Below are 24573 nucleotides of genomic sequence, written 5' to 3'. Positions count from 1 at the left end.
AGTCCGCGATGAGCGAGACCGCCGACCGCCCCACCGACGACGACGCCTGGGCGAAGGCCTGCGAGGAGGACCTCGCCGCCGAGCGGGAGCGCCGCCGCGCCGGCCGGGACGGCGCCGCCGCGGGCAACGGAACCGCCGCCGAGGAACTGTTCAAACTCTTCGAGGCCGTGGCCGACAAGGTCTCCTCCCTGAACAACCCGATCGTCGGCGCCGTCGCCCAGGACGCCGTACGCCAGTTCGTCAACCAGGCCAAGACCGCGGCCAAGCCCGTCGTCGAGCGCAATCCCGAGGTATTCGGCCACCTCGCGGCCGCCGGCGCGGAACTCCTCGCGGCCTACCGCTCGGCCGTCGAGGGCCACGAGCGCCGGTGGACGCGCGACGAGCCGCCCACCGCACCGACCACCCGCAAGGACGGCGACCCCGGTCACGGACCCGACGAGGACCCCGGAGCGGGCCCGGCCGAGCGGATCGATCTCGACTGATCCTCCGGCCGCCTCGGGTACGGTGGGCCGTGGCGGGGCTTGACCGGAAACCGAGGGACTAATGGGACTCACCATCGGCGTCGACATCGGCGGCACCAAGATCGCGGCCGGCGTGGTCGACGAAGAGGGCACCATCCTTGAGACGTACAAGGTGCCCACCCCACCGACCGCGGACGGGGTGACGGAGGCCATCTGCGCCGCCGTCGCGGAAGTCAGCAGCAACCACACCATCGAAGCCGTCGGCATCGGCGCCGCCGGATACGTGGACGACAAGCGCGCGACCGTGCTCTTCGCCCCGAACATCCACTGGCGGCACGAGCCGCTCAAGGACAAGGTCGAGCAGCGCATCGGCCTGCCGGTGGTCGTCGAGAACGACGCGAACTGCGCCGCCTGGGGCGAGTACCGCTTCGGCGCCGGCCAGGGCCACGAGGACGTCATCTGCATCACGCTCGGCACGGGCCTGGGCGGCGGCATCATCATCGGCAACAAGCTGCGGCGCGGACGCTTCGGCGTCGCGGCCGAGTTCGGCCACATCCGCGTCGTTCCCGACGGCTTGCTGTGCGGCTGCGGCAGCCAGGGATGCTGGGAGCAGTACGCCTCCGGCCGAGCCCTCGTCCGCTACGCCAGGCAGCGCGCCAACGCCACCCCCGAGAACGCGGCGATCCTGCTCGCCCTCGGCGACGGCACCCCCGAAGGCATCGAGGGCAAGCACATCAGTCAGGCGGCCCGCCAGGGCGACCTGGTGGCCATCGACTCCTTCCGCGAGCTGGCCCGTTGGGCCGGCGCCGGACTGGCCGACCTGGCCTCGCTCTTCGACCCGTCGGCGTTCATCGTCGGCGGCGGCGTCTCCGACGAGGGCGACCTCGTCCTGGACCCGATCCGCAAGTCCTTCAAGCGCTGGCTGATCGGCGGCGCGTGGCGGCCGCACGCGCAGGTGCTGGCCGCGCAGCTCGGCGGCAAGGCCGGACTCGTCGGCGCGGCCGACCTGGCCCGCCAGGGCTGACCAGCCCTTCGTCACGACCGCCCGTCGCGCCCCTTGGGGGAGCGGCGGGCGGCTGCGTATGTTGCGGGCATGGACCCGACGCCGCCCCTGCCGCCCAAGTCCGTGACGGAGCCCGATGGTTCCGTCGTCATCCGGGTGCTCAGCTACAACATCCGCTCGCTGCACGACGACGAGGACGCGCTCGCCCGGGTGATCCGGGCCTGCGCACCGGACCTGGTGCTCGCGCAGGAAGCCCCGCGGTTCTTCCGCTGGCGCAAGCACGCCGCCCGACTGGCCGCGAAGTGCGACCTCGTGGTGCTCGGTGGGGGAGCGACGGCGTCCGGGCCGCTGCTGCTGTGTTCGCTGCGGGCCCTCGTGGAGCGCACCGAGGACGTCCTGCTGCCGCTCAGCCCCGGCCGGCACCGGCGCGGCTTCGCCACGGCGGTGGTCCGGTTCGGGGCGGTCCGGCTCGGGGTGATCAGCGCGCACCTGTCGCTGGCGCGGGAGGAGCGGACGCGGCAGGCGGGGATGCTGCTGGACCGCGTCGCGTCGATGGACGTCCCGTACGTGATCGCCGGGGGTGATGTGAACGAGACCCCTGCGGGGGATGCGTTCGGGAGGTTGGCCGGGGCGTTGCAGGACTGCTGGGCGGTGGCGCCCTGGGGTGGCGAGCACACGTTTCCGGCGGGGCCGGGTGCGGATCGGCGGATCGACGCGGTCTTCGCTTCGCGGGGGGTGGAGGTGCTGGCCTGTGGGGTTCCGGTCGGGTTGCCGGGGGTGACGTCGGCCGATCTGGGGGCGGCCACCGATCACCTGCCGGTGTTGGCCGTGCTGCGGCTTGCGGCGGTGCCGTAGCCCGGGCGGGGGTGGGCCGCTGCGCGGGGCCGCTCCCCGACCCGCCCCTTCTCCGTTTCCCGGGACTGCGTCCCGGCCCCCCTTCCGGGGGCTCCGCCCCCGTACCCCCGCGCCTCAAACGCCGGCGGGGCGGGATAGGGGGGTCGCGTCGTCCGGCGTTGTTGGCGGCGGCAGCCTGGCCGCCGCGCCGGACGGGGTCCGGCGCGGCGGGGGGAAGGGGTCAGACCACCGCGCCGCGGCCCGGGTCGTCGTCCTCGTCGTCGTCGCCGTGGGCCATGCGGGCCACCAGGGTGGCGAAGCCGCCCAGGAAGCCGCCGATGCCCAGGGTGGTCAGCCACCAGGTCATGTTCCACTGGAGCAGCACCGCCAGGAGCAGCAGCACCGGGCCGCCGATCACCGCCAGCCACGCGAATTTCGCCGTCGTGTCCGCGGGCGGGAGCTCCGGCTCCGGCGGGACGAAGTGCCCCTCCTCCGAGCCCGGGTCATCGTCCTTCGGTTCGGCCGGTGAATGGTCCCGGGGACCGGTACCCGGTCCGGTCACGCCCACGCCCGGGGCGAAGACCACCGAACTGCCCAGCGGCGGCAGGGGGTCCGGGTCGGGCCCCTTGCCCTTGCCCTGATCCGCGTCCGACACGGGCGCGGGCGCCGGCGGGGCCGGCTTCACGTCCTCCTCGGGCAGCATCAGGTTCTCGATCGGCCGGAACGGCCGGGCCCCGGGCGGGTCCGGGGGCTCCTGTCCGTACCCGGCGACGATCGCCGCCCACGCCGCCTCCTCGTCCAGCGGGGGAACGCCCCCGGACGACTCCTCGTGCTCAGCCACCGCTGGCCGCCCCCTCCTTGCCGACGCTCTTCGCGAGCCGACCGACGAACGCATAGCTGTCCGCGAAGATCCGCTCCGCGTCATGGTCCAACGTCGCGACGTGGTAGCTCTGTTCCAGCAGGGTCTCGGTGACGTCCGTGGAGGACACCCGGGCCAGGATGCGCGCCGAGTCGACCGCCGGTACGACGTGGTCCTGCGGGCTGTGCAGCAGCAGCACCGGTTGCGTGACCTGCGGCAGCTCGGCGTCGACCAGCCGGAAGAACGTGCGCAGCGAGTGCGCGGCCCGGGTCGGGACCCGGTCGTAGCCGACCTCGACGGAACCCGGCTTGGCGATGTCGCTCGCGATGCCCGGAGTCGACCGGATGAAGTGCTTGGCCACCGGGAGGGCGACGGCGAGCGGGTCGTGGACCTTGTTGGCCGGGTTGACGAGCACGATGCCGCTGATCGCGTCCCCGTGCTTGGCCGCCAACCGCAGGGTCAGCGCGCCACCCATCGACAGCCCGAACACGAACACCTGCGTGCAGGAGTCCAGCAGCTCCCGCAGGGCGCGGTCCACCTCCGCGTACCAGTCCTGCCACCCCGTGAGCTGCATGTCCTGCCAGCGCGTCCCGTGCCCGGGCAGCAGCGGCAGCGACACGGTCAGGCCGCGCTCGGCCAGATACTCGGCCCAGGGGCGGAGCGACTGCGGCGAACCGGTGAAGCCGTGGCAGAGAAGCACGCCGACCTCTCCGCCCTCGTGGCGGAACGGCTCTGCTCCAGGGAGGACGGGCACCAGAGTCTCCTTGTCGATCAGGATGCGCGGGGGTACGGGGAGCGTTGCACTGTGTGACTTCACCGTACGCGACCGGGGTGGTACCGACCAGGGTCGTAGGGCAGCTCCGGACGGAGACCGGGGTGGGGGACTGCTGACGGCTGAGCGTGAACGAGTGCCCACGAGTCGCTCCGGTCAGTTTTTTGATCTTGGTCGTCGGGTGCCCCGCGAGACGTGGGAGCGTGTTGCGTCAGCCAGTGGCTGGGCCACGACCGCCGGAAGCCGCTTACGCGTATCAATGCCACTGGGTGCCGGTAGATTCGTGGTGTCGATCGGGGAGGGGCGGGACCGTGCGGCGAGATCGGGGAAAGCAGCTGCGTGTGATCGCCGATCCTTTCGCGGCGCGACGCGCCCTCGGGGCATCGGACCGTCCGGGCCGGACCGGGTGCACGAGGGCGCGAGGGAACCCGCCCACCCGTCACGGAACGTGTACGACGCACGCGGCCGAGCGGGGAACACCGGAACGCGGGCAACCAGTCGGACATCCAAAACCGTTCGGTATGTCCGCAGTGACCAGATATGGGTATAAAACTCACTCCTGCTCACTTAATTGGAACGGTTAAGGTCTGTTCGACAGACACAGGAAGGCTTTCGAGTTGATCTACGGCGCAATGAAGTTCTCCATCGGCGGGTCCCTGAAGCTCGCCTTCAGGCCCTGGGTGGAGGGCCTCGAGAACATTCCCGCGGAGGGGCCGGCGATCCTCGCGAGCAACCACCTGTCCTTCTCGGACTCCTTCTTCCTCCCGGCCGTGCTCGACCGGAAGGTGACCTTCATTGCGAAGGCGGAGTACTTCACCTCCCCCGGGGTCAAGGGCAAGCTGACGGCCGCGTTCTTCAAGGGCGTCGGTCAGCTTCCGGTGGACCGCTCCGGCGCGCGCGGTGCGGGCGAGGCCGCGATCAAGAGCGGCATCGACGTCATCGAACGCGGGGAGCTGTTCGGTATTTACCCCGAGGGGACGCGTTCACCCGACGGCCGGCTCTACCGCGGCAAGCCCGGCGGTCTGGCCCGGGTGGCGCTCGCCACCGGCGCCCCGGTGATCCCCGTCGCGATGATCGACACGGAGAAGATCCAGCCGCCCGGCAAGGTGGTCCCGAAGCTGATGCGTCCGGGCATCCGGATCGGCAAGCCGCTGGACTTCAGCCGCTACCACGGCATGGACGGGGACCGCTTCATCCTCCGCTCGGTGACCGACGAGGTCATGTACGAGATCATGAAGCTTTCCGGCCAGGAGTACGTCGACATCTACGCGACGGCCGCCAAGCGGCAGATCGCGGACGCCGAGAAGGCCGAGAAGGCCGAGAAGTCGGACAAGGCCGGCAAGGGCGAACAGCAGGACCGGGTCGCGGAGTAGGCGGGCGGCGGACGTACCGCCCGCGGAGGGTGGGGGAGATGGCGAAGCGCGAGCGCGTCGTACGCATGTCGGTCGAGCAGCCGCTGTGGCGGGCCCTGACGGCCTACCGGCTGCTCACCATGGTCTACGCGGTCCTGCTGTTCGCCTTCGCCCACAAGGAGTTCGACCGGCCCGGGGTCGCGATCGGCTACCTCTGCCTCCTCGCGGTCTGGACCCTGGCCACCCACCCCAGGGTGGCGAACGCGGCCAGCTGCACCCGGGGTTTCCTCGGCGCGGACCTCGCCGTCGCGCTGACCGGCATCCTGCTCACCCCGCTCGCCGATTCCCACCAACGGATAGCGGACGGCGGCTCGACCCTGCCGAGCATCTGGACCGCGGGATCGGTCCTCGCCTTCGCCATCAAGGGCGGCTGGCGCTGGGCCGCTTTCGCCTCGTCCTTCGTGGCCGCCGCCAACCTCGTCATCCACGCGGGGCAGCCCACCCGCGACACCCTCCACAACGTCCTGCTGGTCTGGGTCGCGTCCATCGCGATCGGCTACGTCGTCGAGGTCGCCCGGGCCAGTGAGGCGACGCTCGCCCGCGCCCTGGAGATCGAGGCGGCCACCCGCGAGCGCGAGCGCCTGGCCCGCGACATCCACGACGGCGTCCTCCAGGTCCTCGCCATGGTCCAGCGGCGCGGCACCGAGCTGGGCGGCGAGGCCGCCGAGCTGGGACGGATGGCGGGGGAGCAGGAGGTCGCCCTGCGCACGCTGGTCTCCAGCGGGCTGGTGCACCCCTCCCGGGTCTCCCGCGACGAGTCCCTCGGCGCGCTCGTCGACACCTACGAGGTGGACGAGCGCGAGGCCGGGTCCGGGGAACTGGACCTGCGCTCGCTCCTCGCCCCGCACGCCGGATCGAGGGTGAGCTTCGCCGAGCCGGGGACGCCGGTGATGCTGGGGGTGCCCGCCGCCCGGGAACTGGCCGCGGCCGTCGGCGCCGCCCTCGACAACGTGCGCAAGCACGCCGGGGAGGGCGCCCGGGCCTGGATCCTGGTGGAGGACTGGGGCGACGAGGTGATCGTCACCGTCCGGGACGACGGCCCGGGCATCCCGTCGGGCCGGCTCGACCAGGCGGCGGGCGAGGGCAGGATGGGCGTGGCCCTGTCCATCCGGGGCCGGTTGCGCGACCTCGGCGGCAGCGCCGAGCTGGTGTCCGTCCCCGGACAGGGCACCGAAGTGGAACTGAAAGTACCGAGGGGGAGGACCCAGTGAACGCGCCGAACGAACTCCACGACATCAAGGTGATGGTCGTCGACGACCATCCGATGTGGCGGGACGCGGTCGCCCGCGACCTGGCCGCCGCCGGGTTCGACGTCGTGGCCACGGCCGGCGACGGTCCCGAGGCCGTGCGCCGCGCCCGCGCCGTCGTCCCGCAGGTCCTGGTCCTCGACCTCAACCTGCCGGGCATGCCCGGGGTGCAGGTCTGCAAGGAGCTCGTCGGCGCCGATCCCGCCCTGCGCGTCCTGGTCCTGTCGGCCAGCGGGGAGCACGCGGACGTGCTGGAGGCGGTGAAGTCCGGTGCGACCGGCTACCTGATGAAGTCGGCCGGCGCGCAGGAGCTGATCGACGCGGTCCGCCGCACGGCCGCCGGCGACCCGGTGTTCACCCCCGGACTGGCCGGCCTCGTGCTCGGCGAGTACCGCAGGTTGGCGACCGACCCCGCCCCGGTCGCCGCCGACGAGCCCAAGGCGCCGCAGCTGACCGACCGGGAGACCGAGGTCCTGCGACTGGTGGCCAAGGGCCTCTCGTACAAGCAGATCGCCGAACGCCTGGTCATCTCGCACCGCACGGTGCAGAACCACGTCCAGAACACCCTCGGCAAGCTCCAGCTGCACAACCGGGTGGAGCTCGTCCGGTACGCCATAGAGCGCGGGCTCGACGACGCCTGAACGGGCCCGCCGACCCGACGCATCCCGCGAACCGGGTGTCGAAGGTCGTACTTACGTCCTCATACGAGTGAACCGGTGTACGCAACGCCCCTTGATTCCACCTGAATTGCCCGCGCCCGGCCCCTTGCTGTGACCTGGGTCACCACTAGCGTGACCGTCATGGCGAAGGGAGATTCCATGAAGGTCGGAGTGCTCACGGGCGGCGGCGACTGCCCCGGACTCAACGCGGTGATCAGGGCCGTCGTCCGCAAGGGCGTGCAGGAGTACGACTACGGGTTCGTCGGGTTCAAGGACGGCTGGCGCGGGGCCGTCGAGGGCAACACCGTCCCGCTCGACATCCCCGCCGTCCGGGGCATCCTCCCCCGAGGCGGCACGATCCTCGGGTCCTCGCGCACCAACCCGTTCAAGACGGAGAACGGCGTGCGCTCCATCAAGGAGAACCTCGCCAAGTTCGAGGTCGACGCCCTCATCGCGATCGGCGGCGAGGACACCCTGGGCGTGGCCGCCAAGCTGTACGAGGAGTACGGCATCCCGTGCGTCGGCGTCCCCAAGACCATCGACAACGACCTGTCGGCCACCGACTACACCTTCGGCTTCGACACGGCCGTGGGCATCGCCACCGAGGCCATCGACCGGCTGCACACCACGGCCGAATCCCACATGCGGGTCCTGGTCGTCGAGGTGATGGGCCGGCACGCCGGCTGGATCGCCCTGCACTCGGGCCTCGCGGGCGGCGCCAACGTCATCCTCATCCCCGAGCAGCGCTTCGACATCGACAAGGTCTGCGCCTGGGTCACCTCCCGGTTCAAGGCGAGCTACGCCCCGATCGTGGTCGTCGCCGAGGGCGCGATGCCGACCGACGGCGAACTGGTCCTCAAGGACGCCACCACCGACTCCTTCGGGCACGTCCGCCTCTCCGGCGTCGGCGAGTGGCTGGCCAAGGAGATCGAGGCGCGCACCGGCAAGGAGGCCCGTACGACGGTCCTCGGGCACATCCAGCGCGGCGGCACCCCGAGCGCCTTCGACCGCTGGCTGGCCACCCGCTTCGGCCTGCACGCCGTCGACGCCGTGCGGGACGGGGACTTCGGCAAGATGGTCGCGCTCAAGGGGACCGACATCGTCCGGGTGCCGATCATCGAGGCCACCTCGAAGTTGAAGACGGTGGACCCCGCGCTCTACGAGGAGGTCGGCGTCTTCTTCGGCTGAGCGGCCCGGGATTCCCGAGGGTCGTGAGCGGCTGGGTCGCCGGGCGCGGCCGGACCGTGGGTCGTATCGTGACGGACGACCCATGGTCCGACATACCGTACGGGAGCGCGCGTGGAGATCCTGGCCTTCGGAGTGACCGCCGACGAGAAGCCGCTCCTGGAGCGCGCCTTCTCGGGGGAGCACGAGGCCCGCTGCCTCGAAGTCTTCCTGACCGAGGACACCGCGCCCATCGCCGCCGGGTACGAGATCGTCTCCTCCAGTGTCAACGCCGACTTGAACGCCCGCGTCCTGAACATCCTCGCCGACGGCGGGACCAGGATGATCGCCCAGCGGTCCACCGGCTTCAACAACATCGACCTGGACGTGGCCGGCCGGCTCGGCATGACCGTCGGCCGGGTCTCGTACTACTCGCCCTACTCGGTGGCCGAATTCGCCTGGACCCTCGCGATGGCCGTGAACCGGCGGATCGTCCGCGCCTCGATCCGCACCCGCGACTTCGACTTCCGGTTGAACGGGCTGATGGGCCGCGACATGCGCGGCCGCACCGTCGGCGTCCTCGGCACGGGCAAGATCGGCGAGGCCTTCACCCGGATCGCGCACGGCTTCGGGATGAACCTGCTCGGCTGGGACGTCGCCGAGAACCCGGCCTGCGCGGCCCTGGGCATGAAGTACGTGGACAAGGAGGAACTGTTCGCCTCCTCGGACCTGATCAGCCTGCACGTGCCCCTGCTGGAGTCCACCCACCACGTCATCGACGCGGCCGCCCTGAAGGCGATGCGCGACGACGCGATCCTGGTGAACTCCAGCCGCGGCGGACTGATCGACACGGAAGCCCTGGTCACGGAGTTGCGGGCGGGCCGCTTCAGCGGAGTCGGCCTGGACGTGTACGAGGCGGAGGCCGGGGTGTTCTTCCTCGACAAGTCCCTGGAGACCGTGGAGGACGACACCCTGGCCCGGCTGGTCACCTTCCCGCACGTGGTGGTCACCTCCCACCAGGCGTACTACACGAGCGACGCGGTGGGCCAGATCATCGAGACCACCGTCCAGAACGTGGCCGACTACCTCGCCGGCCGCCGCTCCGAGAACACCCTGGTGCCCGGCCCCGCCTGACCCGGGCGGCGCAAGGCCTCACACCGGCGCCCGCACCCCGCTCAGGAGGTCGCGCACCAGCTCCACGCCGCGCAGCGTCAGGACCGACTCGGGGTGGAACTGGACGCCGGCCACGCCCGCGGCCGCCGACCGCAGGGCGTGGACCTCGCCCGTCACCGGATCGCGGGACACCTCCACCCCCTCGACGGCCAGCCGCGCGGCCAGGTCGTCGGCGCAGTGCGCGGTGTACGTGTTGTAGAAGCCGACCACCTCCTCGGCCCCGAACAGGTCGATGCGGGTCTGCGCGCCCTGCGCGGGCTCCGCCTTGCGGACGAGCGGCAGACCCAGCTCGGCCGCCAGCAACTCGTGACCCAGGCAGACGCCCAGGATCCCGCCCCGGTGCGCGGCCAGCAGCTCCCCGGTCAGGGCGCGCAGCATCCGCATCTTCGGGTCGTGCGCGTCCGCCGGGTTGCCGGGCCCCGGGCCCAGCACGACCGGGCCCGCCCAGGCGGTCGCCGCCGCCCGCAGCCCCGGATCGTCGTAGCGGCGTACGGTCACCTCCAGGCCGGTCACCCGCAGCAGGTGCGCCAGCATCGCGGTGAAGGTGTCCTCGGCGTCCACCACCAGGGCGTGCCCGGTGATCTCCGCCGGGCGGTCCTGCATCCGCAGCCAGAACGGGGCCAGGTCCCGGCGCCGGGACGCGAGCGCCTCCCGCACCCGCGGGTCGTCGGCCAGCCGGGCGCCGGCGAAGGCGGGCCGGGGCGCGGCCTCCCGCACACCGAGCGCGGCCAGCACCCCGGCCGCCTTCGCGTGGGTCTCGGCGACCTCGCCGGCCGGGTCGGAGTGCCGGACGAGGGTGGCGCCGACCGCCACCCGCAGCGCGCCGTCCGGGGCGATGTCGGCGGTGCGGATCAGGATGGGGGAGTCCAGGGTCTGGGCCCCGGCGGCGTCCGTGCCGAGGAGCGCCAGCGCCCCCGCGTAGTAGCCGCGGCCGCCGCTCTCGTACCGCTCGATGACCCGGCAGGCGTTCTGGACGGGCGAGCCCGTCACCGTCGCCGCGAACATGGTTTCCCGCAGCACCTCCCGGGCGTCCAGCGAGGAACGGCCGCGGAGCTCGTACTCGGTGTGCGCGAGGTGGGACATCTCCTTCAACCGGGGCCCGACGACGACCCCGCCCATGTCGCCGACCGTGCACATCATCTTCAGCTCCTCGTCGACGACCATCGACAGCTCCTCGGTCTCCTTGCGGTCGCCGAGGAAGGCGAGCAACGAATCGGCCGTCGGGCCGCCCGCGGGATACCGGTACGTCCCGCTGATCGGGTTCATCACGACGGTGCCGCCCGACATCCGTACGTGGACCTCCGGACTGGCCCCGACCAGGGTGCGGTCCCCGGTGTGGACGACGTACGTCCAGTACGCGCCCCGCTCGCCCTCCAGCAGCCGCCGGAACAGGGCCAGCGCGTCCGCCCGGCCGAAGCCGTCGATCCGGCCGCCGTAGGTGCGCCGGATCACGAAGTTCGCGCCCTCGCCGCGGCCGATCTCGTCGCGGATGACCCGTTCGACGGTGGCCGCGTACTCCTCGTCGCCGACGTCGAAGCCGCCGCCCTCGACCCGCACCTCGTGCGCGGGCAGCGCGGCCAGCGCCTCGGCGAGCGGCACCTCCCAGGCCTCCTCGGCGGCCAGCACGCTCAGCGGGGTGCCGTCGTCGCGCACGTCGAAGCCGCGCTCGCGGATCTGCCGGAACGGTACGAGGGCCAGGGTGGGCAGCGGGCCGACGGGCAGGTCGGCGAGGCGCTCGGCCTCGTGGACCGGACCGACGAGGACTTCGACGGTGTCGTGGTCACGGCCCGGGGTCCGCCGGCGCAGCAGCGCGAACGGCGGGGCGGAGTCGTGGAGCAGGCGGCTGAATCCCGCGGTCATGGTGGGTCGTCCTTCCGGAGGGAGGGACGGCCCGGGCTCCTGCGCGGTGTCGGTGGCACCACATGCGGAAGGCCGCCCCTCGGGGCGGCCTTCGCGTCACTCGTACGTGTCAGTGGGTACGCGCGAGGTGTGGGCCGCCGGAAGCGGGCCACCACCAGTTCTGGTTCGAGTGCGCGTACATGGCGTCGACCCTAACCCACACCGCGTACATCGGGGGAGACGGCTGTCTCACGTATTGGGCAACGGGCTGGACGGCCCGTACGACGCCGTAATGTGTACGAGGTGACCGTGAACGCTGAAACCCAAGCCCCCGCCGCCAAGGCGACCTGGCGAGACCTTCCCGCGGCGCAGCAGCCTTCGTACCCCGATGCCGAGGCACTGCGCGCTGTCGTCGCGGACCTCGAGTCGTATCCTCCCCTCGTTTTCGCGGGTGAGTGCGACCAGCTGCGTGCCCGTCTGGGAGCCGTCGCCAAGGGCGAGGCGTTCCTGCTTCAGGGCGGCGACTGCGCAGAGGCCTTCGACGGGGTGTCCGCCGAACACATCCGAGCCAAGCTGAAGACGCTGCTCCAGATGAGTGCCGTCCTGACGTACGCGGCCTCCGTGCCGGTCGTCAAGGTCGGCCGCATCGCCGGCCAGTACTCCAAGCCGCGCTCCAAGGACACCGAGACCCGCGACGGCGTCACCCTGCCGACCTACCGCGGCGATTCCGTCAACGGCTTCGCCTTCACCGAGGCGGACCGCATCCCGGACCCCGAGCGGCTGAAGCGGATGTACAACGCCTCCGCCTCCACGCTCAACCTGGTCCGCGCCTTCACCACCGGTGGTTACGCCGACCTGCGTCAGGTGCACGCCTGGAACCAGGACTTCGTGAAGTCCTCCCCGTCCGGGCAGCGCTACGAGCAGCTCGCGCGGGAGATCGACAACGCGCTCAACTTCATGAAGGCCTGCGGCACCGACCCGGCGGAGTTCAAGGCCGTCGAGTTCTACGCCTCCCACGAGGCGCTGCTCCTCGACTACGAGGGCGCGCTGACCCGCACGGACTCGCGTACCGGCAAGCTGTACGACACCTCCGGCCACATGGTCTGGATCGGTGAGCGCACGCGCCAGCTGGACCACGCGCACATCGAGTTCTGCTCGCAGATCGCGAACCCGATCGGCATCAAGCTCGGCCCCACGACGACCGTCGACGAGGCCCTGACGTACATCGACCGCCTCGACCCCGAGCGCGAGCCGGGCCGGCTGACCTTCGTCGTCCGCATGGGCGCCGACAAGGTCCGCGACAAGCTCCCCGAGCTGGTCGAGAAGGTCACCGCCTCCGGCGCGACCGTCGCCTGGGTCACCGACCCGATGCACGGCAACACCTTCGAGGCGGCCTCCGGCCACAAGACGCGCCGTTTCGACGACGTGCTCGACGAGGTCAAGGGCTTCTTCGAGGTCCACAAGGCGCTGGGCACCCACCCGGGCGGCATCCACGTCGAGCTCACCGGTGACGACGTCACCGAGTGCGTGGGCGGCGGCGACGAGATCTTCGTCGACGACCTGCACCAGCGCTACGAGACGGCCTGCGACCCGCGGCTCAACCGCAGCCAGTCCCTGGACCTGGCGTTCCTGGTCGCCGAGATGTACCGCGACCAGTAGGGATCAATCAGTACCTTCGTACGACGATGGGGCGCGGATCGATGTGATCCGCGCCCCATCGTCGTATCGAGGGCTTTTAGGGTTGCCTAACTTTGGGTACGGTTAGGTAAGCCTCACCGAATCGGGGATGGCCGCCGAACCGTTCCTCGCCAGGAGGTGAACCGCGTGTACGTCTGCTCTTGCTTCGGGGTCACCGACAAGCAGGTCAAGGACCACGCGGCGGCCGGGGCCTGTACCCCCCGCCAGATCGCCTCGGAGACGAAGGCCGGCACCGACTGCGGCTCGTGCGTGCGCACCATCCAGGGCCTCCTGGGCCGCGGGGCGTGCCCGCGCCGGGAGCTGCTGGACCAGGGCAGGACGGCAGCCGTCCTCTCGGCCGACGAGCCCGCGCTGGCCGAAGCGGCCTAGTCGCCGGTCCGCGCCGGGTCGGCTCGAAGCCTTCCGGTCCACCCACGCCTTCCGGTCCACCCACGCCTTCGGGTCCACCGACGCCTTCCGGTCCGAAGGCCTTGCGCACTGCCTTCGGGTCTAGCTCTCCGGCTGCTCGATCAGCTGCGCGATGTAGAGCGGCTCGCCGATGCTCTCGATCAGTTCCAGCTGGGTGTCGAGGTAGTCGATGTGGTGCTCCTCGTCCTCCAGGATCTCCTCGAAGAGCCGCGCCGAGGTGACGTCACCCTTGCCGCGCATGACCTCGATGCCGCGCTTGAGGCGGTCGATGGCCTCGACCTCGACCTGCCGGTCCGCCTGGAACATCTCCGTGAGGGTCTGACCGACGCGCACGTGGAAGAGACGCTGGTAGTTCGGCAGACCGTCGAGCATCAGGATGCGCTCGGTGATCTTGTCCGCGTGCTTCATCTCGTCGATGGACTCGGCACGGGTGTAGTTGGCGAGCTTCGTCCAACCCTTGTTGTCCTGGATGCGGTAGTGCAGCCAGTACTGGTTGATGGCGGTCAGTTCGCCGGTCAGCTGCTCGTTGAGAAACTCAAGGACCTCGGGGTCGCCCTGCATCGCAGAAGCTCCTTCCAAGCAATGTCATCTAAGTGACTGGGCAGGTGCGCGCATCCTTGCACCGCCACCGGAGGCCGTCCAGTAAGTGCCTCCTTAGTGGGAGTTACCGGGACTTGCCCGAATAGGCCCAGACCTGGTCATGACCACCCTGCCCAGTCTGTCACCATGGAGTCATGGGTCAGCCGGAAAACCGGGAATCTCCGGGAGCAGAGCAGCTTGAGCTCCCTCCGGGGCAGCGGTTGCAGCGGGGCTGGCCCGTCACCCACTACGGTCCCGTACCGAAGTTCAAGCCGGACCGCTGGGAGTTCCGCGTCTTCGGCGCGACCGCCGACGGCGAGAAGCGCTGCTGGAACCACGAGGAGTTCGCGGCGCTGCCGTTCGACTCGGTCGTCGCGGACCTGCACTGCGTCACCAAGTTCAGCATGCTGGGCGCCGAATGGGGCGGCGTGCTCGCGCGCACCCTCCTCCAACTGGCGCCCCCGGCCCCGCAGGTCACGCACGTGATGGTGTGGGCCGAGTACGGCTTCAGCTCGAACATGAGACTCGCCGACTTCGCCGCCGAACGGACCGTCTTCGCCACCCACATGGGCGGCGAACTGCTGACGGCCGAACACGGTTTCCCGCTGCGCCTGGTCGTCCCGCACCTGTACGCGTGGAAGGGCCCCAAGTGGGTCCGCGGCATCGAGTACATGACCGCCGATCGCCGCGGCTTCTGGGAGGAGCGCGGCTACCACAACATCGGCGACCCCTGGCGCGAGCAGCGCTACTCGTACCAGGAGGAGCCGGGCGACGGGCCCGAGCTCTAGCCCGTCCCTCTCGGATGTGGCCCGGCCCGTGAAGTGGCCCCGGTTCAGTGGTGGTAGCGGTGGACGACCGCGTGACCCTTGCCGCGGCCGATCATCCACCTGTTCACCGGCACGGTGATCACGAAGGCGGCGGCCAGCGCGATCGCCAGGACGATCCAGAACAGCGGGTCCGCCAGGTGCGCGTCCATCGCGCCCGGCCACAGCGCGATCACCCCGTTGTCGATCAACTCCATGACCGCGATCGACAGCGTGTCCGCGGCCAGCGCCACCCGGACGGCCGAGCGGAAGTCCACCCCGGCCGCGAGGATCCCGCGCAGGGTCAGCGCGTAACCGAAGACGAACGCGAGGGCGATCGCGAGGATCATCGTCGGGACGTTGCCCCAGCCCAGCGCGGTACCGATGACCATGCCGAGCACCTCGCCGATGGCGCATCCGGTGAGGCAGTGCAGGGTGGCCCGGGCCGCCGCGGCCCAGCTGACCTTGCCGCCGGCGGGCGGATGCCCGTGGTCGTGTCCGTGTCCGTGTGTGGATCCGGGTCCGTGGCCGGGCGCGTGCCCCGGGTCGTGGATGCCGTCGTGCTCGTCGCCGTGCTCGTGGTGCGCGTGCGCGTGTTCCATGACCAAGCCCCTCGCATGGGAAAACGCCGTATGCGGTTCCGTCACCGTGACCGAACCGTATACCCCCCCAGGGTATTCCTCAAGGAGCCTGTGGATCAGTGCGCGGTGCGCAGCTCCTTCAGCAGGGCCACGTCCGCCGCGTGCCCTTCCTTGCCGCCGGGCGTCTCGATGATCAGCGGCACGCCATCGGTCTCGGGGTGCGAGAACAACTCGCCGAAGGCCTCCTGGCCGATGTGGCCCCGGCCGATGTTGGCGTGCCGGTCCTTGTGGGCGCCGACGCCCTCCTTGGAGTCGTTGGCGTGGATCAGTTTCAGCCGGCCGGGTCCGACGGTGTCCACCAGCAGGTCCAGCGTCTGCTTGGTGCCGCCGGGCTCCGCCAGGTCGTGACCGGCCGCGAAGATGTGGCAGGTGTCCAGGCAGATCCCGAGCTTCGGGTGGTGGTCGAGCGCCTCGAAGTACGGCCCGAAGTCCCAGGTCCGCGAGCACAGCGAGGAACCCTGTCCGGCCGTGGACTCCAGCAACAGGAACGGGTCGTCGTCGTGGGTCAACTCGTCCAACAGCGGCAGCATGTGCTCCCTGACCTGCGCGTACGCCGCATCGCGCGGGCGGCCGCCGGTCGCCGAGCCGGTGTGGACGACCACCCCGAGGGCGCCGATCACCCGGGCCCGGCGCAGCGAGTGCCGCAGCGACTCCACGGACTTCTCCACCGTCGCCTCGGTGTGCGAGCCGAAGTTGATCAGGTACGGCGCGTGCACGTAAGCCGGTACGGAGAGCTCGGCGCACCGCGCGCGGAAGAGTTCGTCCTGCGCCGGGTTCCCCGTCGGCGTGGCCCAGCCGCGGGGGTTGGCGACGAAGACCTGGACGGCCTCGGCGCCCATCTCGGCGGCGTACGGCAGGCCGACCGAGGCGAGCCCGCCGGCGACGGGCACGTGCCCGCCCACCGGATTGCGCGTCGCCGCCGCGTCGCGGGGGGCTGCGGGGGAGGCCGGCGTCGAGGTGGTCATCGCGGGCGTGACGGACGGGTTCACAGGCCCCTCGTCCGCACCGTGATCGTGCTGCCCTCGGGGGCGTTCAGGCCGCCGAGCACCGACTGGGACTCCACCGTGTTGCTGAAGGAGAGGAACGGCCGGTCCACCTTGACCTGGAAGCCCAGGCCTTCCAGCGTCCTGCGGGCCGCGTCCAGGTCCTGGCCGGTCACGTCCGGTACCTGGACCTGGCGGGGGCCCTTGGAGAGGGTGAGGGTGACGGTGTCTCCGGCGGCCGCCTGGGCGCCGGCGAGCGCCGACTGGTTGGCCACCGTGCCCGGCGCCGAGGGCGAGTTGACCTGTTCGTCGGCCGTCTTCACGATGAGGCCGAGGCCCTGCAGCGCTTCGCGCGCCTGGTCGAGTGTCCGGCCGGTGACGTTCGGCACCTGGACGGGTCGCCCCTTGCTGACGACCAGCGCGACGGCGGTGTCGGGTGCCCGCCGCTGGCCGCCCGCCGGGTCCGTGCTGATCACCGAGCCCCGGGCGACGTCCTGGCTGAAGGCCTGCGTGACGATTCCGGGCGCCAGGCCCGTCTTCGTCAGCTCGGCCTTGGCCTCCTCCAGCGGCCGACCCTTGAGGTCGGGCACGCTGACGACCTCGGGGCCGCGCGAGATGGTGAGCACCACCGCGCCGTTCCCGCGGATCCGCTTGCCGCCCTCGGGGTCGGTGTTCATCACCGTCCCGCGGTCGAAGGCGTCGCTGAACTTGCGGTCGACCCGCTTCACCCCGAGCCCGGCCGCCGACAGCTGCGACTTCGCCCGCTCCTCCGACTTGCCGAGCAGGTTCGGGACCTTCGTGAACTGGCCGGAGTTGATGTACCAGACGCCCGTGCCGAGACCCAGGGCGAGCAGCACCCCCGCGACGATCAGCAGCGGACCGCGCCGGGGGCCGCGCGGAAGCCGGCGGGTCGGCGGCGGCGCCGACGACGCGAGCGGCGCCGACTCCAGCCGCGAGGTGTGGAGCACCGGCTGCTGCACGTCCACCGAGCGGGGGATCACCCCCGTACGGTCCTCCGCGGCCGTGCGTGCCTGGGCCAGCGCCTGCGGCGGTACGGCGTCCAGTTCGCCTTCGCCGAGGCCGCCCCGGACGCCGCGGGCCAGCCCGAGGAGGGCGGCGGCGTCGGAGGGGCGCAGCTCGGGGTTGCGGGAGGTGGCCTGCGCGACGAGCGCGTCGAGACCGGCCGGGAGGCCCGGGACGAGGGCCGACGGGGGCGGCACGTCCTCGTTGAGGTGCTGGTAGAGCACCTGGGCGGGACTCCCGCCGTTGTGCGGCTTGCTGCCGGTGAGCATCTCGTAGAGCACGACGCCGCAGGCGTACACGTCCACGCGGGTGTCGGTGATCCCGTTCTCGATCTGCTCGGGCGCCAGGTAGGAGACGGTGCCGAGGACCGAGCCGGTGGTGTTCGTGACGGAGCCCACGGAGCGGACCAGCCCGAAGTCGGCGACCTTCACGCGGCCGTCGTCCCCGATCAGGACGTTCTCGGGCTTCATGTCCCGGTGCACGAAGCCGGCCCGGTGGGCGGCGCCGAGGGCGGCGAGGACCGGTTCGAGGATGTCGAGGGCGGCCCGCGGCTGGAGCGCGCCGCGCTCGCGGAGCACGTCGCGCAGGGTGCAGCCGGAGACGTACTCCATCGCGAGGTAGGTGTACGGGCCGTCGGTGCCCTGGTCGAAGACGGCGACCACGTTGGAGTGGGCGAGGCGGGCCACGGACTTCGCCTCGCGGATGAAGCGGTCGACGAACGCGCCGTCCGCCGCGAGCGCCGGGTGCATCACCTTCAGCGCGAGGACGCGGTCGAGTCGGGTGTCCACGGCCCGGTAGACCGTGGCCATGCCGCCGGCCGCGATGCGGGCATCGATGCGGTAGCGGCCGTCGAGCACGCGCCCGACGAGGGGGTCATCCAGGGTCGTATCCACCCGGCGATTCTACGAGCGCCCGCCGCGCCACCGGCCCGGGTGGGGGCGGTTGCAGCGCAGCTGTGACGCATGTCCCCCTCCGCGCCAGCCCTTCCGGGGTGCCCGAAGGGCCCTGCCGGCCCCGCCCGGCAGGGCCCGTACCGCAGGGTCAGGAGGTGAAGGCGGGGCGTTCCGGGTCGAGGGAGGCGCGGCCCTCGACGGGGGAGGAGGCCTCGGCGAAGCGCCGCTGCGGGATGCGTCCCGCGCGGTGCGCGAGGCGTCCCGCCGATACGGCGTCCCGCATGGCCGCGGCCATCAGCACCGGTTCCTGGGCCCGGGTCACGGCGGAGGCCAGCATCACGCCCGCGCAGCCCAGCTCCATGGCCAGCGCGGCGTCCGAGGCGGTGCCGGCCCCCGCGTCCAGGATGACCGGGACGCCGGCCCGCTCGACGATCAGCTCGAAGTTGTGCGGGTTGCGGATCCCCATGCCCGAACCGATGGGGGAGCCGAGCGGCATGATCGCCGCGCAGCCCACGTCCTCCAGCTTCCGGGCCAGCACCGGATCGTCGTTGGTGTACGGGAGGACGGTGAAGCCCTCGTCCACCAGGACCTCGGCGGCGTCGAGCAGTTCGACGCCGTCGGGCAGGAGGGTGCGCTCGTCCGCGACGACCTCCAGTTTGATCCAGTCCGTGCCCAGGGCCTCCCGTGCGAGGCGGGCCGTGAGCACGGCCTCGCCGGCGGTGAAGCAGCCCGCCGTGTTCGGCAGCACGGCGATGCCGAGCTTCGTCAGCACCGACAGCACCGAGCCCTGCACCGTCGGGTCGAGGCGGCGCATCGCCACCGTCGTCAGTTCCGTCCCGGACGCGGTCAGCGCGCGTTCCAGCACGTCAAGGCTCGGGGCGCCGCCCGTGCCCATGATCAGGCGGGAGGTGAAGGTACGGCCGCCGAGCGTGAAGAGGTCGTCCGCCATCGCCGTCAGCCTCCCTGGACCGCGGTGAGGACCTCGACCCGGTCGCCGTCGCCCAGCCGCGTGTGCTGCCACTGTCCGCGCGGGACCACGGTCTCGTTGAGGGCGGCGGCGACCCCCTTGGGCGCCCGGGACAAAGTGGCGACCACCGCGTCGAGGGTGGTGCCGGCCGCGACCTCGCGCGGCTCGCCGTTGACGGAGATGGTCATGCGTAGGACTCCTGACGCGTGGGGGAGAAGCGGCGGGGGGTGAACGGGCGGGCGATCTCCGGTACGACTCCGGTCGCCAGCAGCTCCGCCATCACGTCCCCGGTGACGGGGGTCAGCAGGACCCCGTTGCGGTAGTGGCCGGTGGCCAGGTGCAGGCCCGGCAGCTCGGTCGGACCGAGCAGCGGGGCGTTGTCCGGAGAACCGGGACGCAGCCCCGCCAGGGTTTCCACCAGCGGGAGTTCGGTGATGCCGGGCACCAACTCGTGGGCGTCGCGCAGCAGCTCGTAGACGCCGCCCGCGGTGACCGTGGTGTCCCAGCCGAGTTCCTCGCTGGTGGCGCCGACGACGAGCTCGCCGTTCTCGCGCGGCACCAGGTAGACGTGGCTGCCGCGCACGACCGCCCGTACGGTCCGGGAGAGGAACGGGCCGTACGCGGCCGGCACCGACAGCCGCAGCACCTGCCCCTTCACCGGCCGTACGGGGACGGCCACCTCCGGCGGCACGCCGGCCAGCCGGCCGCTGAGCGAGCCCGCGGCCAACACCACCTGGTCGGCGAGCAGCTCCGTACCGTCGTCGAGGACGGCGCCCGCGGCCCGGTCCCCGGTGGTGAGGAGCCGGTCCGCGCGGCTGCGGTACGACGCCACCCCGGACCGCTCGCAGGCGGCCAGCAGGGCGGCCGCGAGGCGGCGCGGATCGACCTGGTGGTCCCCGTCGACGCGCAGCCCGCCGCGCACCCCGGGCGCCAGCATCGGCTCCAGGCGGCGGCACTCGCGGCCGGTGAGCCACTCGGACTCCAGCCCGCAGCGGCGCTGGAGCGCGTGCAGTTCGCGCAGGTGGAGGCGGTCGTCGGCGTCGAGGGCGACGGCCAGGGTGCCGCAGGCCCGGTAGCCGATGTCCATGCCGCCGGCGGCATCGGACAGCTCGGCGGCGAAGTCCGGGTAGCGGGCGGCGGAGGCCACGTTGAGCCCGAGCAGGGTCTCCTCGCCGTAGTGCAGTTCCGTGACGGCGGCCAGCATGCCCGCCGCGACCCGGGCCGCGCCGCCGCCCGGGTCCGGATCGGCCAGTACGACGCGCAGGCCGCGCCGGGCCGCCCGCCAGGCGGTGACCAGGCCGATGATCCCGCCCCCGATGACGAGGACGTCGGATCCCTTCCGAGATGAGTGCATGGGCGTCCAGCCCCTCCCTTCGCCGGCATGACCCGGATCAGGTTCGTACGGTCGGAGGCCGGCCAGCCTCCCTCTCAGCCCGGTGCGCCCGGACTCCCGCGATAGGTACGGTGGCCAGACTAACCCCGTGGCCGATGGCGGGTAAGGCTGCCTCCCCGCTGCCCACCCGCCGCCTCCCCGCCGCATCCCCCGTGTCCCGCCCGGGCTCCCGCCCCCGCTATTCCTGACGGATCGTCAGGGAACTAGGCTGGGGCGGGTGAGCGAGCAGACGCAACAGACGAACCCCGGTGTCGTGATCGTCGGCGCCGGAATGGCCGGGGTGCAGACCGCGGTGGCCCTGCGCGAACAGGGCTTCGCCGGCCCCGTGACCCTGCTGGGAGCCGAACCCCACCAGCCCTACGACCGGCCCCCGCTGTCCAAGGCGGTGCTGCTCGGCAAGGCCGAGGACTCCGCCTTCGACGTCGACTTCGAAGGCCTCGACATCGAGCTGCGGCTCGGCACCGAGGTCACCGGCCTGCGGCACGCCGCGCGCGAACTGGACACCGGGGCCGGACCCGTCCCGTACGGGGTCCTCGTCCTGGCCACCGGCGCGCGACCGCTGACCCTGCCCGGCACCGAGGGCGTCCCCGGCGTACACCTGCTGCGCACCCTCGACGACGCCGCCCGGCTGCGACCCGTCCTGGCCGCCGCCCCCGCCACCGTTGTCGTCGGAGCCGGCTGGATCGGCGCCGAGTTCGCCACCGCCGCCCGGGCGGCGGGCTGCGCCGTGACCGTCGTCGAGGCGGCGGACCGGGTCCTGGCGGGCGCCCTGCCGGCCGAGGTCACCGCACCGATGGCCCACTGGTACGCCGAGGCGGGCGCCGAACTGATCACCGGCGCGAAGGTGGCCGGCATCGAGGAGGGCCGGGTCCGACTGGCGGACGGCCGGGAACTGGAGGCGGGCGCCGTCGTCGTCGGCATCGGCGCGCGCCCCGCGACCGACTGGCTGGCCGGCACCGGCGTCGACCGCGGCCCCGACGGCTCCGTCACCGCGGACGCCCACCTGCGCACCACCCTCCCCGGGGTGTACGCCGTCGGCGACTGCTCCTCCTTCCCGTCGGCCCGCTACGGGACGCGGCTGCTGGTCCACCACTGGGACAACGCCCTCCAGGGCCCGCGCGCCGTCGCGGCGAACATCCTGGCGGGGGAGCCCGTACGGGCCTACGACCCGGTGCCGTACTTCTGGTCGGAGCAGTTCGGCCGCTTCGTCCAGTACGCGGGCCACCACGCCGGCGCCGACACCCTGGTGTGGCGCGGCGACCCGGGCGACGCCGGCTGGTCGGTGTGCTGGCTGCGGGACGGGGCCCTGGTCGCCGTCCTGGCCGTCGGCCGGCCTCGGGACCTCGCACAGGGCCGCAAGCTCATCGAGTCGGCCGTCCCCGTCGACCCGGCCCGGGTGGCGGACCCCGGCACTCCGCTGAAGTCCGCCACCGCCTGACGGCCCGGGCGGGACACGGGCGGGCGGAGCGGGGAAGTCCGCAGCGCGCCGCCCGGGCGGCAGGCGGCCCGGACCCCGGACGGACGGGCCAGGTACCGGCGGCCCGTCCGAGATGGCAGGCTTGTGTCCGTGACCGAGATTGACGCAAAGATCGATGCCCTTGTCCCCTCCTGGCTGCACCTCCCCGACATCGCGGAGATGCTCGACATCGAGGTGACCCGGGTCCGCCAGATGGTCAAGGAAGGCCAGCTCATCGCCGTACGCCGGGGCGAGAACCGCACCCTGCAGGTTCCGGCCCAGTTCATCGACGGCGACAAGGTCGTGAAGGGCCTCGTGGGCCTGCTGACCGTGCTGCGCGACGACCGCTTCTCCGAGGAGGAGATCCTGGAATGGCTCTTCACCGAGGATCCGACCCTGCCCGGCAGCCCCGTGCAGGCGCTGAGCGAGAATCGCGGCACGGAGGTGAAGCGCCGCGCGCAGGCGCTCGCCCTCTGACGCGCTGATCCACAGGTGTGCGGGCCGGTCCCGCCGACCCGCACACCGCCACCACCACGGGGGGAACACCCATGCAGCAGCTGTCCGACGCCCGGCTCTACCTGTGCACGGACGCCCGCAAGCGGCAGGGTGACCTCCCCGAGTTCCTGGACGCCGTCCTGGCCGGCGGCGTGGACATCGTCCAGCTGCGGGACAAGGGCATGGAGGCCGGCGAGGAACTGGAACACCTCCGGGTCTTCGCCGAGGCGGCCCGCCGCCACGGCAAGCTCCTCGCGGTCAACGACCGCGCCGACGTCGCGCACGCCATCGGCTCCGACGTCCTGCACCTCGGCCAGGGCGACATCCCCGTCCCGGCCGCCCGCGCCATCCTCGGCGGCGGCGTCCTCATCGGCCGGTCCTGCCACTCCGAGTCCGAGGTCGACGCGGCGGCCGCCGAGCCCGGCGTCGACTACTTCTGCACCGGCCCCTGCTGGCCCACCCCCACCAAGCCGGGCCGTCACGCCCCCGGCCTCGACCTCGTCCGCCACGCCGCCGCCCTGCGCCAGGACCGGCCCTGGTTCGCCATCGGCGGCATCGACGCCGGCAACCTGGACGAGGTCCTGGACGCCGGAGCCACCCGCGTCGTCGTCGTACGGGCCCTCACCGAGGCGTCCGACCCGGGCGCCGCCGCCGCGGACCTCGCCCGGCGCGTCCGTGCCCGCGCCGAGGTCGCCGCGGGCTGAGGTCGCCGGGCCGGTGTGTCGGGCCGGGGTCGTCGAGGCCTTTCGAGCCGAAGTCGCGGCCCGGGACCGGACCCCGTCGGGTGTCCAAAAATGTGTCCAATGGATGGACACGGCTTCGGTGTCCGGCGAGCCGCGTCTAACCTGCCCGTATGGCCCTTGGTACCGCTTCCACCTGGTCGGACCGTGCACACACGGTCCGGGACCTCATCGCGTCCGGGTGCTCGTACTCATTCGAGTTCTGGGCCCCCAAGACGGAGAAGGGCGAGCGCAACCTCTGGAACGCGCTCCGCCGGATCGAGGCGGTCTCCCCGAGCTTCGTCTCGGTGACCTACGGGGCCGGCGGCTCCACCCGAGGCGGCACCGTCCGCGCCACCCAGCAGATCGCCGCCGACACCACCCTCACCCCCGTCGCGCACCTCACCGCCGTGGACCACTCGGTCGCCGAGCTGCGCCACGTCATCGGGCAGTTCGCGGACGCCGGGATCCGCAACATGCTCGTCGTGCGCGGGGACCCGCCGGGCGACCCGATGGGCGAGTGGGTCCCGCACCCCGAGGGCGTGCACTACGCGGCCGACCTGGTCCGGCTGGTCAAGGAGTCGGGCGACTACTGCGTCGGCGTCGCCGCCTTCCCCGAGATGCACCCCCGCTCGTCCGACTGGGACACGGACATCCGGCACTTCGTGGACAAGTGCCGCGCCGGCGCCGACTATGCGATCACCCAGATGTTCTTCGATCCGGAGAATTATCTGCGGCTGCGCGACAGCGTCGCGAAGGCGGGCTGCGAGACCCCGATCATCCCCGAGGTCATGCCCGTTGTGGCCGTGAAGCAGCTCGAACGGCTGCCGCAACTCAGCAACGCGCTCTTCCCCGCGACTGTGAAAGAGCGCATGCTCGCGGTCAAGGACGATCCGGCCGCTGTACGCTCCATTGGCATCGAGTTCGCCACGGAGTTCTGCGCGCGGCTGCTGTCCGAGGGCGTTCCCGGACTGCACTTCATCACGTTGAACAATTCCACGGCTTCCCTCGAGATCTACGAGAACCTGGGCCTGCACCAGCGGGCCTGACCGGCCAATCCCCGTTCCCGTGCGGGCGGCCGTACCGAGAGGG

General features: G+C 72.0%; 25 protein-coding genes and 1 riboswitch. Of the genes, 15 read left to right on the top strand and 10 right to left on the bottom strand.

The features are described from left to right. Positions 1–8 precede the first annotated feature (8 nt). From ACFY0I_RS26645 to ACFY0I_RS26635, 3 genes are all read left to right on the top strand, one after another. Complete coding sequence (locus ACFY0I_RS26645) at positions 9–482, top strand: DUF5304 family protein (protein WP_388900589.1); 474 nt, start codon at positions 9–11, stop codon at positions 480–482. A gap of 61 nt (positions 483–543) precedes the next feature. Continuing rightward, the gene (locus ACFY0I_RS26640; RefSeq protein WP_388900587.1) at positions 544–1485 is read left to right on the top strand and encodes an ROK family glucokinase; all 942 of its coding nucleotides are present in this window, start codon (positions 544–546) and stop codon (positions 1483–1485) included. Positions 1486–1554: 69 nt separating this feature from the next. Further along, complete coding sequence (locus ACFY0I_RS26635) at positions 1555–2319, top strand: endonuclease/exonuclease/phosphatase family protein (protein ID WP_388900585.1); 765 nt, start codon at positions 1555–1557, stop codon at positions 2317–2319. Positions 2320–2539: 220 nt separating this feature from the next. Here ACFY0I_RS26635 and ACFY0I_RS26630 read toward each other — a convergent pair whose 3' ends face one another. Beyond that, positions 2540–3139, bottom strand: coding sequence for a hypothetical protein (locus tag ACFY0I_RS26630; protein WP_388900583.1), 600 nt, complete (start codon positions 3137–3139; stop codon positions 2540–2542). Continuing rightward, positions 3132–3911, bottom strand: coding sequence for an alpha/beta hydrolase (locus ACFY0I_RS26625; protein WP_388900582.1), 780 nt, complete (start codon positions 3909–3911; stop codon positions 3132–3134). The genes ACFY0I_RS26630 and ACFY0I_RS26625 overlap by 8 nt, the downstream gene beginning before the upstream one ends. Before the next feature lie 650 nt (positions 3912–4561). Here ACFY0I_RS26625 and ACFY0I_RS26620 point away from each other — a divergent pair. From ACFY0I_RS26620 to ACFY0I_RS26600, 5 genes are all read left to right on the top strand, one after another. Then, a complete protein-coding gene (locus tag ACFY0I_RS26620; protein ID WP_388900793.1) occupies positions 4562–5302 on the top strand; it encodes a lysophospholipid acyltransferase family protein in 741 nt (246 codons plus the stop codon). A gap of 38 nt (positions 5303–5340) precedes the next feature. Then, positions 5341–6552 carry a MacS family sensor histidine kinase gene (gene macS / locus ACFY0I_RS26615; protein ID WP_388900580.1) on the top strand — a complete coding sequence of 404 codons (1212 nt, stop codon included), beginning with the start codon at positions 5341–5343 and terminating at the stop codon, positions 6550–6552. A gap of 32 nt (positions 6553–6584) precedes the next feature. Continuing rightward, positions 6585–7229, top strand: a complete 645-nt coding sequence (locus ACFY0I_RS26610; protein WP_388900792.1) for a response regulator — start codon at positions 6585–6587, stop codon at positions 7227–7229. 177 nt (positions 7230–7406) lie between these two features. Then, positions 7407–8435 (top strand): 6-phosphofructokinase, encoded by a 1029-nt coding sequence (locus tag ACFY0I_RS26605; protein WP_388900791.1) that lies wholly within the window; start codon positions 7407–7409, stop codon positions 8433–8435. A 111-nt stretch (positions 8436–8546) separates the two neighbouring features. After that, positions 8547–9545, top strand: a complete 999-nt coding sequence (locus tag ACFY0I_RS26600) for a 2-hydroxyacid dehydrogenase (RefSeq protein ID WP_388900578.1) — start codon at positions 8547–8549, stop codon at positions 9543–9545. An 18-nt stretch (positions 9546–9563) separates the two neighbouring features. Here the strand turns inward: ACFY0I_RS26600 and ACFY0I_RS26595 are convergent, their stop codons facing one another. Further along, complete coding sequence (locus ACFY0I_RS26595) at positions 9564–11444, bottom strand: anthranilate synthase family protein (protein WP_388900576.1); 1881 nt, start codon at positions 11442–11444, stop codon at positions 9564–9566. 282 nt (positions 11445–11726) lie between these two features. Between ACFY0I_RS26595 and ACFY0I_RS26590 the strand changes: the two genes are divergently transcribed. Together ACFY0I_RS26590 and ACFY0I_RS26585 are read left to right on the top strand one after the other, a co-directional pair. Then, positions 11727–13082 carry a class II 3-deoxy-7-phosphoheptulonate synthase gene (locus tag ACFY0I_RS26590; RefSeq protein WP_383988859.1) on the top strand — a complete coding sequence of 452 codons (1356 nt, stop codon included), beginning with the start codon at positions 11727–11729 and terminating at the stop codon, positions 13080–13082. A gap of 156 nt (positions 13083–13238) precedes the next feature. Then, on the top strand, positions 13239–13490 hold the full coding sequence (locus ACFY0I_RS26585) for a bacterioferritin-associated ferredoxin (protein WP_388900574.1): 252 nt from the start codon (positions 13239–13241) through the stop codon (positions 13488–13490). A gap of 120 nt (positions 13491–13610) precedes the next feature. Here ACFY0I_RS26585 and bfr read toward each other — a convergent pair whose 3' ends face one another. Further along, positions 13611–14090, bottom strand: a complete 480-nt coding sequence (gene bfr / locus ACFY0I_RS26580) for a bacterioferritin (protein ID WP_281204637.1) — start codon at positions 14088–14090, stop codon at positions 13611–13613. A 173-nt stretch (positions 14091–14263) separates the two neighbouring features. Between bfr and ACFY0I_RS26575 the strand changes: the two genes are divergently transcribed. Beyond that, positions 14264–14896 carry a sulfite oxidase-like oxidoreductase gene (locus tag ACFY0I_RS26575; RefSeq protein ID WP_385572093.1) on the top strand — a complete coding sequence of 211 codons (633 nt, stop codon included), beginning with the start codon at positions 14264–14266 and terminating at the stop codon, positions 14894–14896. Positions 14897–14940: 44 nt separating this feature from the next. Here ACFY0I_RS26575 and ACFY0I_RS26570 read toward each other — a convergent pair whose 3' ends face one another. From ACFY0I_RS26570 to thiO, 6 genes are all read right to left on the bottom strand, one after another. Continuing rightward, the gene (locus ACFY0I_RS26570) at positions 14941–15513 is read right to left on the bottom strand and encodes a DUF4396 domain-containing protein (protein WP_388900572.1); all 573 of its coding nucleotides are present in this window, start codon (positions 15511–15513) and stop codon (positions 14941–14943) included. A gap of 95 nt (positions 15514–15608) precedes the next feature. After that, the gene (locus ACFY0I_RS26565; RefSeq protein ID WP_388900790.1) at positions 15609–16517 is read right to left on the bottom strand and encodes a deoxyribonuclease IV; all 909 of its coding nucleotides are present in this window, start codon (positions 16515–16517) and stop codon (positions 15609–15611) included. 20 nt (positions 16518–16537) lie between these two features. After that, on the bottom strand, positions 16538–18451 hold the full coding sequence (gene pknB, locus ACFY0I_RS26560; protein WP_388900570.1) for a Stk1 family PASTA domain-containing Ser/Thr kinase: 1914 nt from the start codon (positions 18449–18451) through the stop codon (positions 16538–16540). A gap of 148 nt (positions 18452–18599) precedes the next feature. After that, the gene (locus ACFY0I_RS26555; protein WP_388900568.1) at positions 18600–19400 is read right to left on the bottom strand and encodes a thiazole synthase; all 801 of its coding nucleotides are present in this window, start codon (positions 19398–19400) and stop codon (positions 18600–18602) included. A gap of 5 nt (positions 19401–19405) precedes the next feature. After that, positions 19406–19606, bottom strand: a complete 201-nt coding sequence (gene thiS, locus ACFY0I_RS26550; RefSeq protein ID WP_388900567.1) for a sulfur carrier protein ThiS — start codon at positions 19604–19606, stop codon at positions 19406–19408. Beyond that, a complete protein-coding gene (thiO, locus tag ACFY0I_RS26545; RefSeq protein WP_388900565.1) occupies positions 19603–20772 on the bottom strand; it encodes a glycine oxidase ThiO in 1170 nt (389 codons plus the stop codon). Before thiO ends, thiS begins: the two co-directional genes overlap by 4 nt. Next, a riboswitch (TPP riboswitch) is annotated at positions 20770–20882 on the bottom strand. Its footprint overlaps the gene before it by 3 nt. A gap of 146 nt (positions 20883–21028) precedes the next feature. Between thiO and ACFY0I_RS26540 the strand changes: the two genes are divergently transcribed. The 4 genes from ACFY0I_RS26540 (at position 21029) to metF (ending at position 24530) form a co-directional block, all read left to right on the top strand. Beyond that, a complete protein-coding gene (locus tag ACFY0I_RS26540) occupies positions 21029–22249 on the top strand; it encodes an NAD(P)/FAD-dependent oxidoreductase (protein ID WP_388900563.1) in 1221 nt (406 codons plus the stop codon). Between the two features lie 129 nt (positions 22250–22378). Continuing rightward, positions 22379–22744, top strand: a complete 366-nt coding sequence (locus tag ACFY0I_RS26535; protein ID WP_362879710.1) for an Rv2175c family DNA-binding protein — start codon at positions 22379–22381, stop codon at positions 22742–22744. Between the two features lie 71 nt (positions 22745–22815). Then, positions 22816–23466 (top strand): thiamine phosphate synthase, encoded by a 651-nt coding sequence (gene thiE, locus ACFY0I_RS26530; protein WP_388900561.1) that lies wholly within the window; start codon positions 22816–22818, stop codon positions 23464–23466. Positions 23467–23615: 149 nt separating this feature from the next. Further along, complete coding sequence (metF, locus tag ACFY0I_RS26525) at positions 23616–24530, top strand: methylenetetrahydrofolate reductase [NAD(P)H] (RefSeq protein WP_388900559.1); 915 nt, start codon at positions 23616–23618, stop codon at positions 24528–24530. The last annotated feature ends 43 nt before the right edge of the window (positions 24531–24573 follow it).

The organism is Streptomyces sp. NPDC001568, assembly GCF_042893755.1.
In the GTDB taxonomy this organism is placed as follows: Bacteria; Actinomycetota; Actinomycetes; order Streptomycetales; family Streptomycetaceae; genus Streptomyces.
The sequence above is the reverse complement of the archived record's forward strand: the minus strand, read 5'-3'. Positions and strand labels throughout refer to the sequence as shown.

What these genes read in the sequence shown, in the direction of transcription:
- ACFY0I_RS26645 (WP_388900589.1), top strand. Translation starts at nt 9, where the DNA reads ATGAGCGAGACCGCCGACCGCCCCACCGACGACGACGCCTGGGCGAAG.
- ACFY0I_RS26640 (WP_388900587.1), top strand. Translation starts at nt 544, where the DNA reads ATGGGACTCACCATCGGCGTCGACATCGGCGGCACCAAGATCGCGGCC.
- ACFY0I_RS26635 (WP_388900585.1), top strand. Translation starts at nt 1,555, where the DNA reads ATGGACCCGACGCCGCCCCTGCCGCCCAAGTCCGTGACGGAGCCCGAT.
- ACFY0I_RS26620 (WP_388900793.1), top strand. Translation starts at nt 4,562, where the DNA reads ATGAAGTTCTCCATCGGCGGGTCCCTGAAGCTCGCCTTCAGGCCCTGG.
- macS (WP_388900580.1), top strand. Translation starts at nt 5,341, where the DNA reads ATGGCGAAGCGCGAGCGCGTCGTACGCATGTCGGTCGAGCAGCCGCTG.
- ACFY0I_RS26610 (WP_388900792.1), top strand. Translation starts at nt 6,585, where the DNA reads ATGGTCGTCGACGACCATCCGATGTGGCGGGACGCGGTCGCCCGCGAC.
- ACFY0I_RS26605 (WP_388900791.1), top strand. Translation starts at nt 7,407, where the DNA reads ATGAAGGTCGGAGTGCTCACGGGCGGCGGCGACTGCCCCGGACTCAAC.
- ACFY0I_RS26595 (WP_388900576.1), bottom strand. Translation starts at nt 11,444, where the DNA reads ATGACCGCGGGATTCAGCCGCCTGCTCCACGACTCCGCCCCGCCGTTC.
- bfr (WP_281204637.1), bottom strand. Translation starts at nt 14,090, where the DNA reads ATGCAGGGCGACCCCGAGGTCCTTGAGTTTCTCAACGAGCAGCTGACC.
- ACFY0I_RS26575 (WP_385572093.1), top strand. Translation starts at nt 14,264, where the DNA reads ATGGGTCAGCCGGAAAACCGGGAATCTCCGGGAGCAGAGCAGCTTGAG.
- ACFY0I_RS26570 (WP_388900572.1), bottom strand. Translation starts at nt 15,513, where the DNA reads ATGGAACACGCGCACGCGCACCACGAGCACGGCGACGAGCACGACGGC.
- ACFY0I_RS26565 (WP_388900790.1), bottom strand. Translation starts at nt 16,517, where the DNA reads ATGACCACCTCGACGCCGGCCTCCCCCGCAGCCCCCCGCGACGCGGCG.
- ACFY0I_RS26555 (WP_388900568.1), bottom strand. Translation starts at nt 19,400, where the DNA reads ATGGCGGACGACCTCTTCACGCTCGGCGGCCGTACCTTCACCTCCCGC.
- thiS (WP_388900567.1), bottom strand. Translation starts at nt 19,606, where the DNA reads ATGACCATCTCCGTCAACGGCGAGCCGCGCGAGGTCGCGGCCGGCACC.
- thiO (WP_388900565.1), bottom strand. Translation starts at nt 20,772, where the DNA reads ATGCACTCATCTCGGAAGGGATCCGACGTCCTCGTCATCGGGGGCGGG.
- thiE (WP_388900561.1), top strand. Translation starts at nt 22,816, where the DNA reads ATGCAGCAGCTGTCCGACGCCCGGCTCTACCTGTGCACGGACGCCCGC.
- metF (WP_388900559.1), top strand. Translation starts at nt 23,616, where the DNA reads ATGGCCCTTGGTACCGCTTCCACCTGGTCGGACCGTGCACACACGGTC.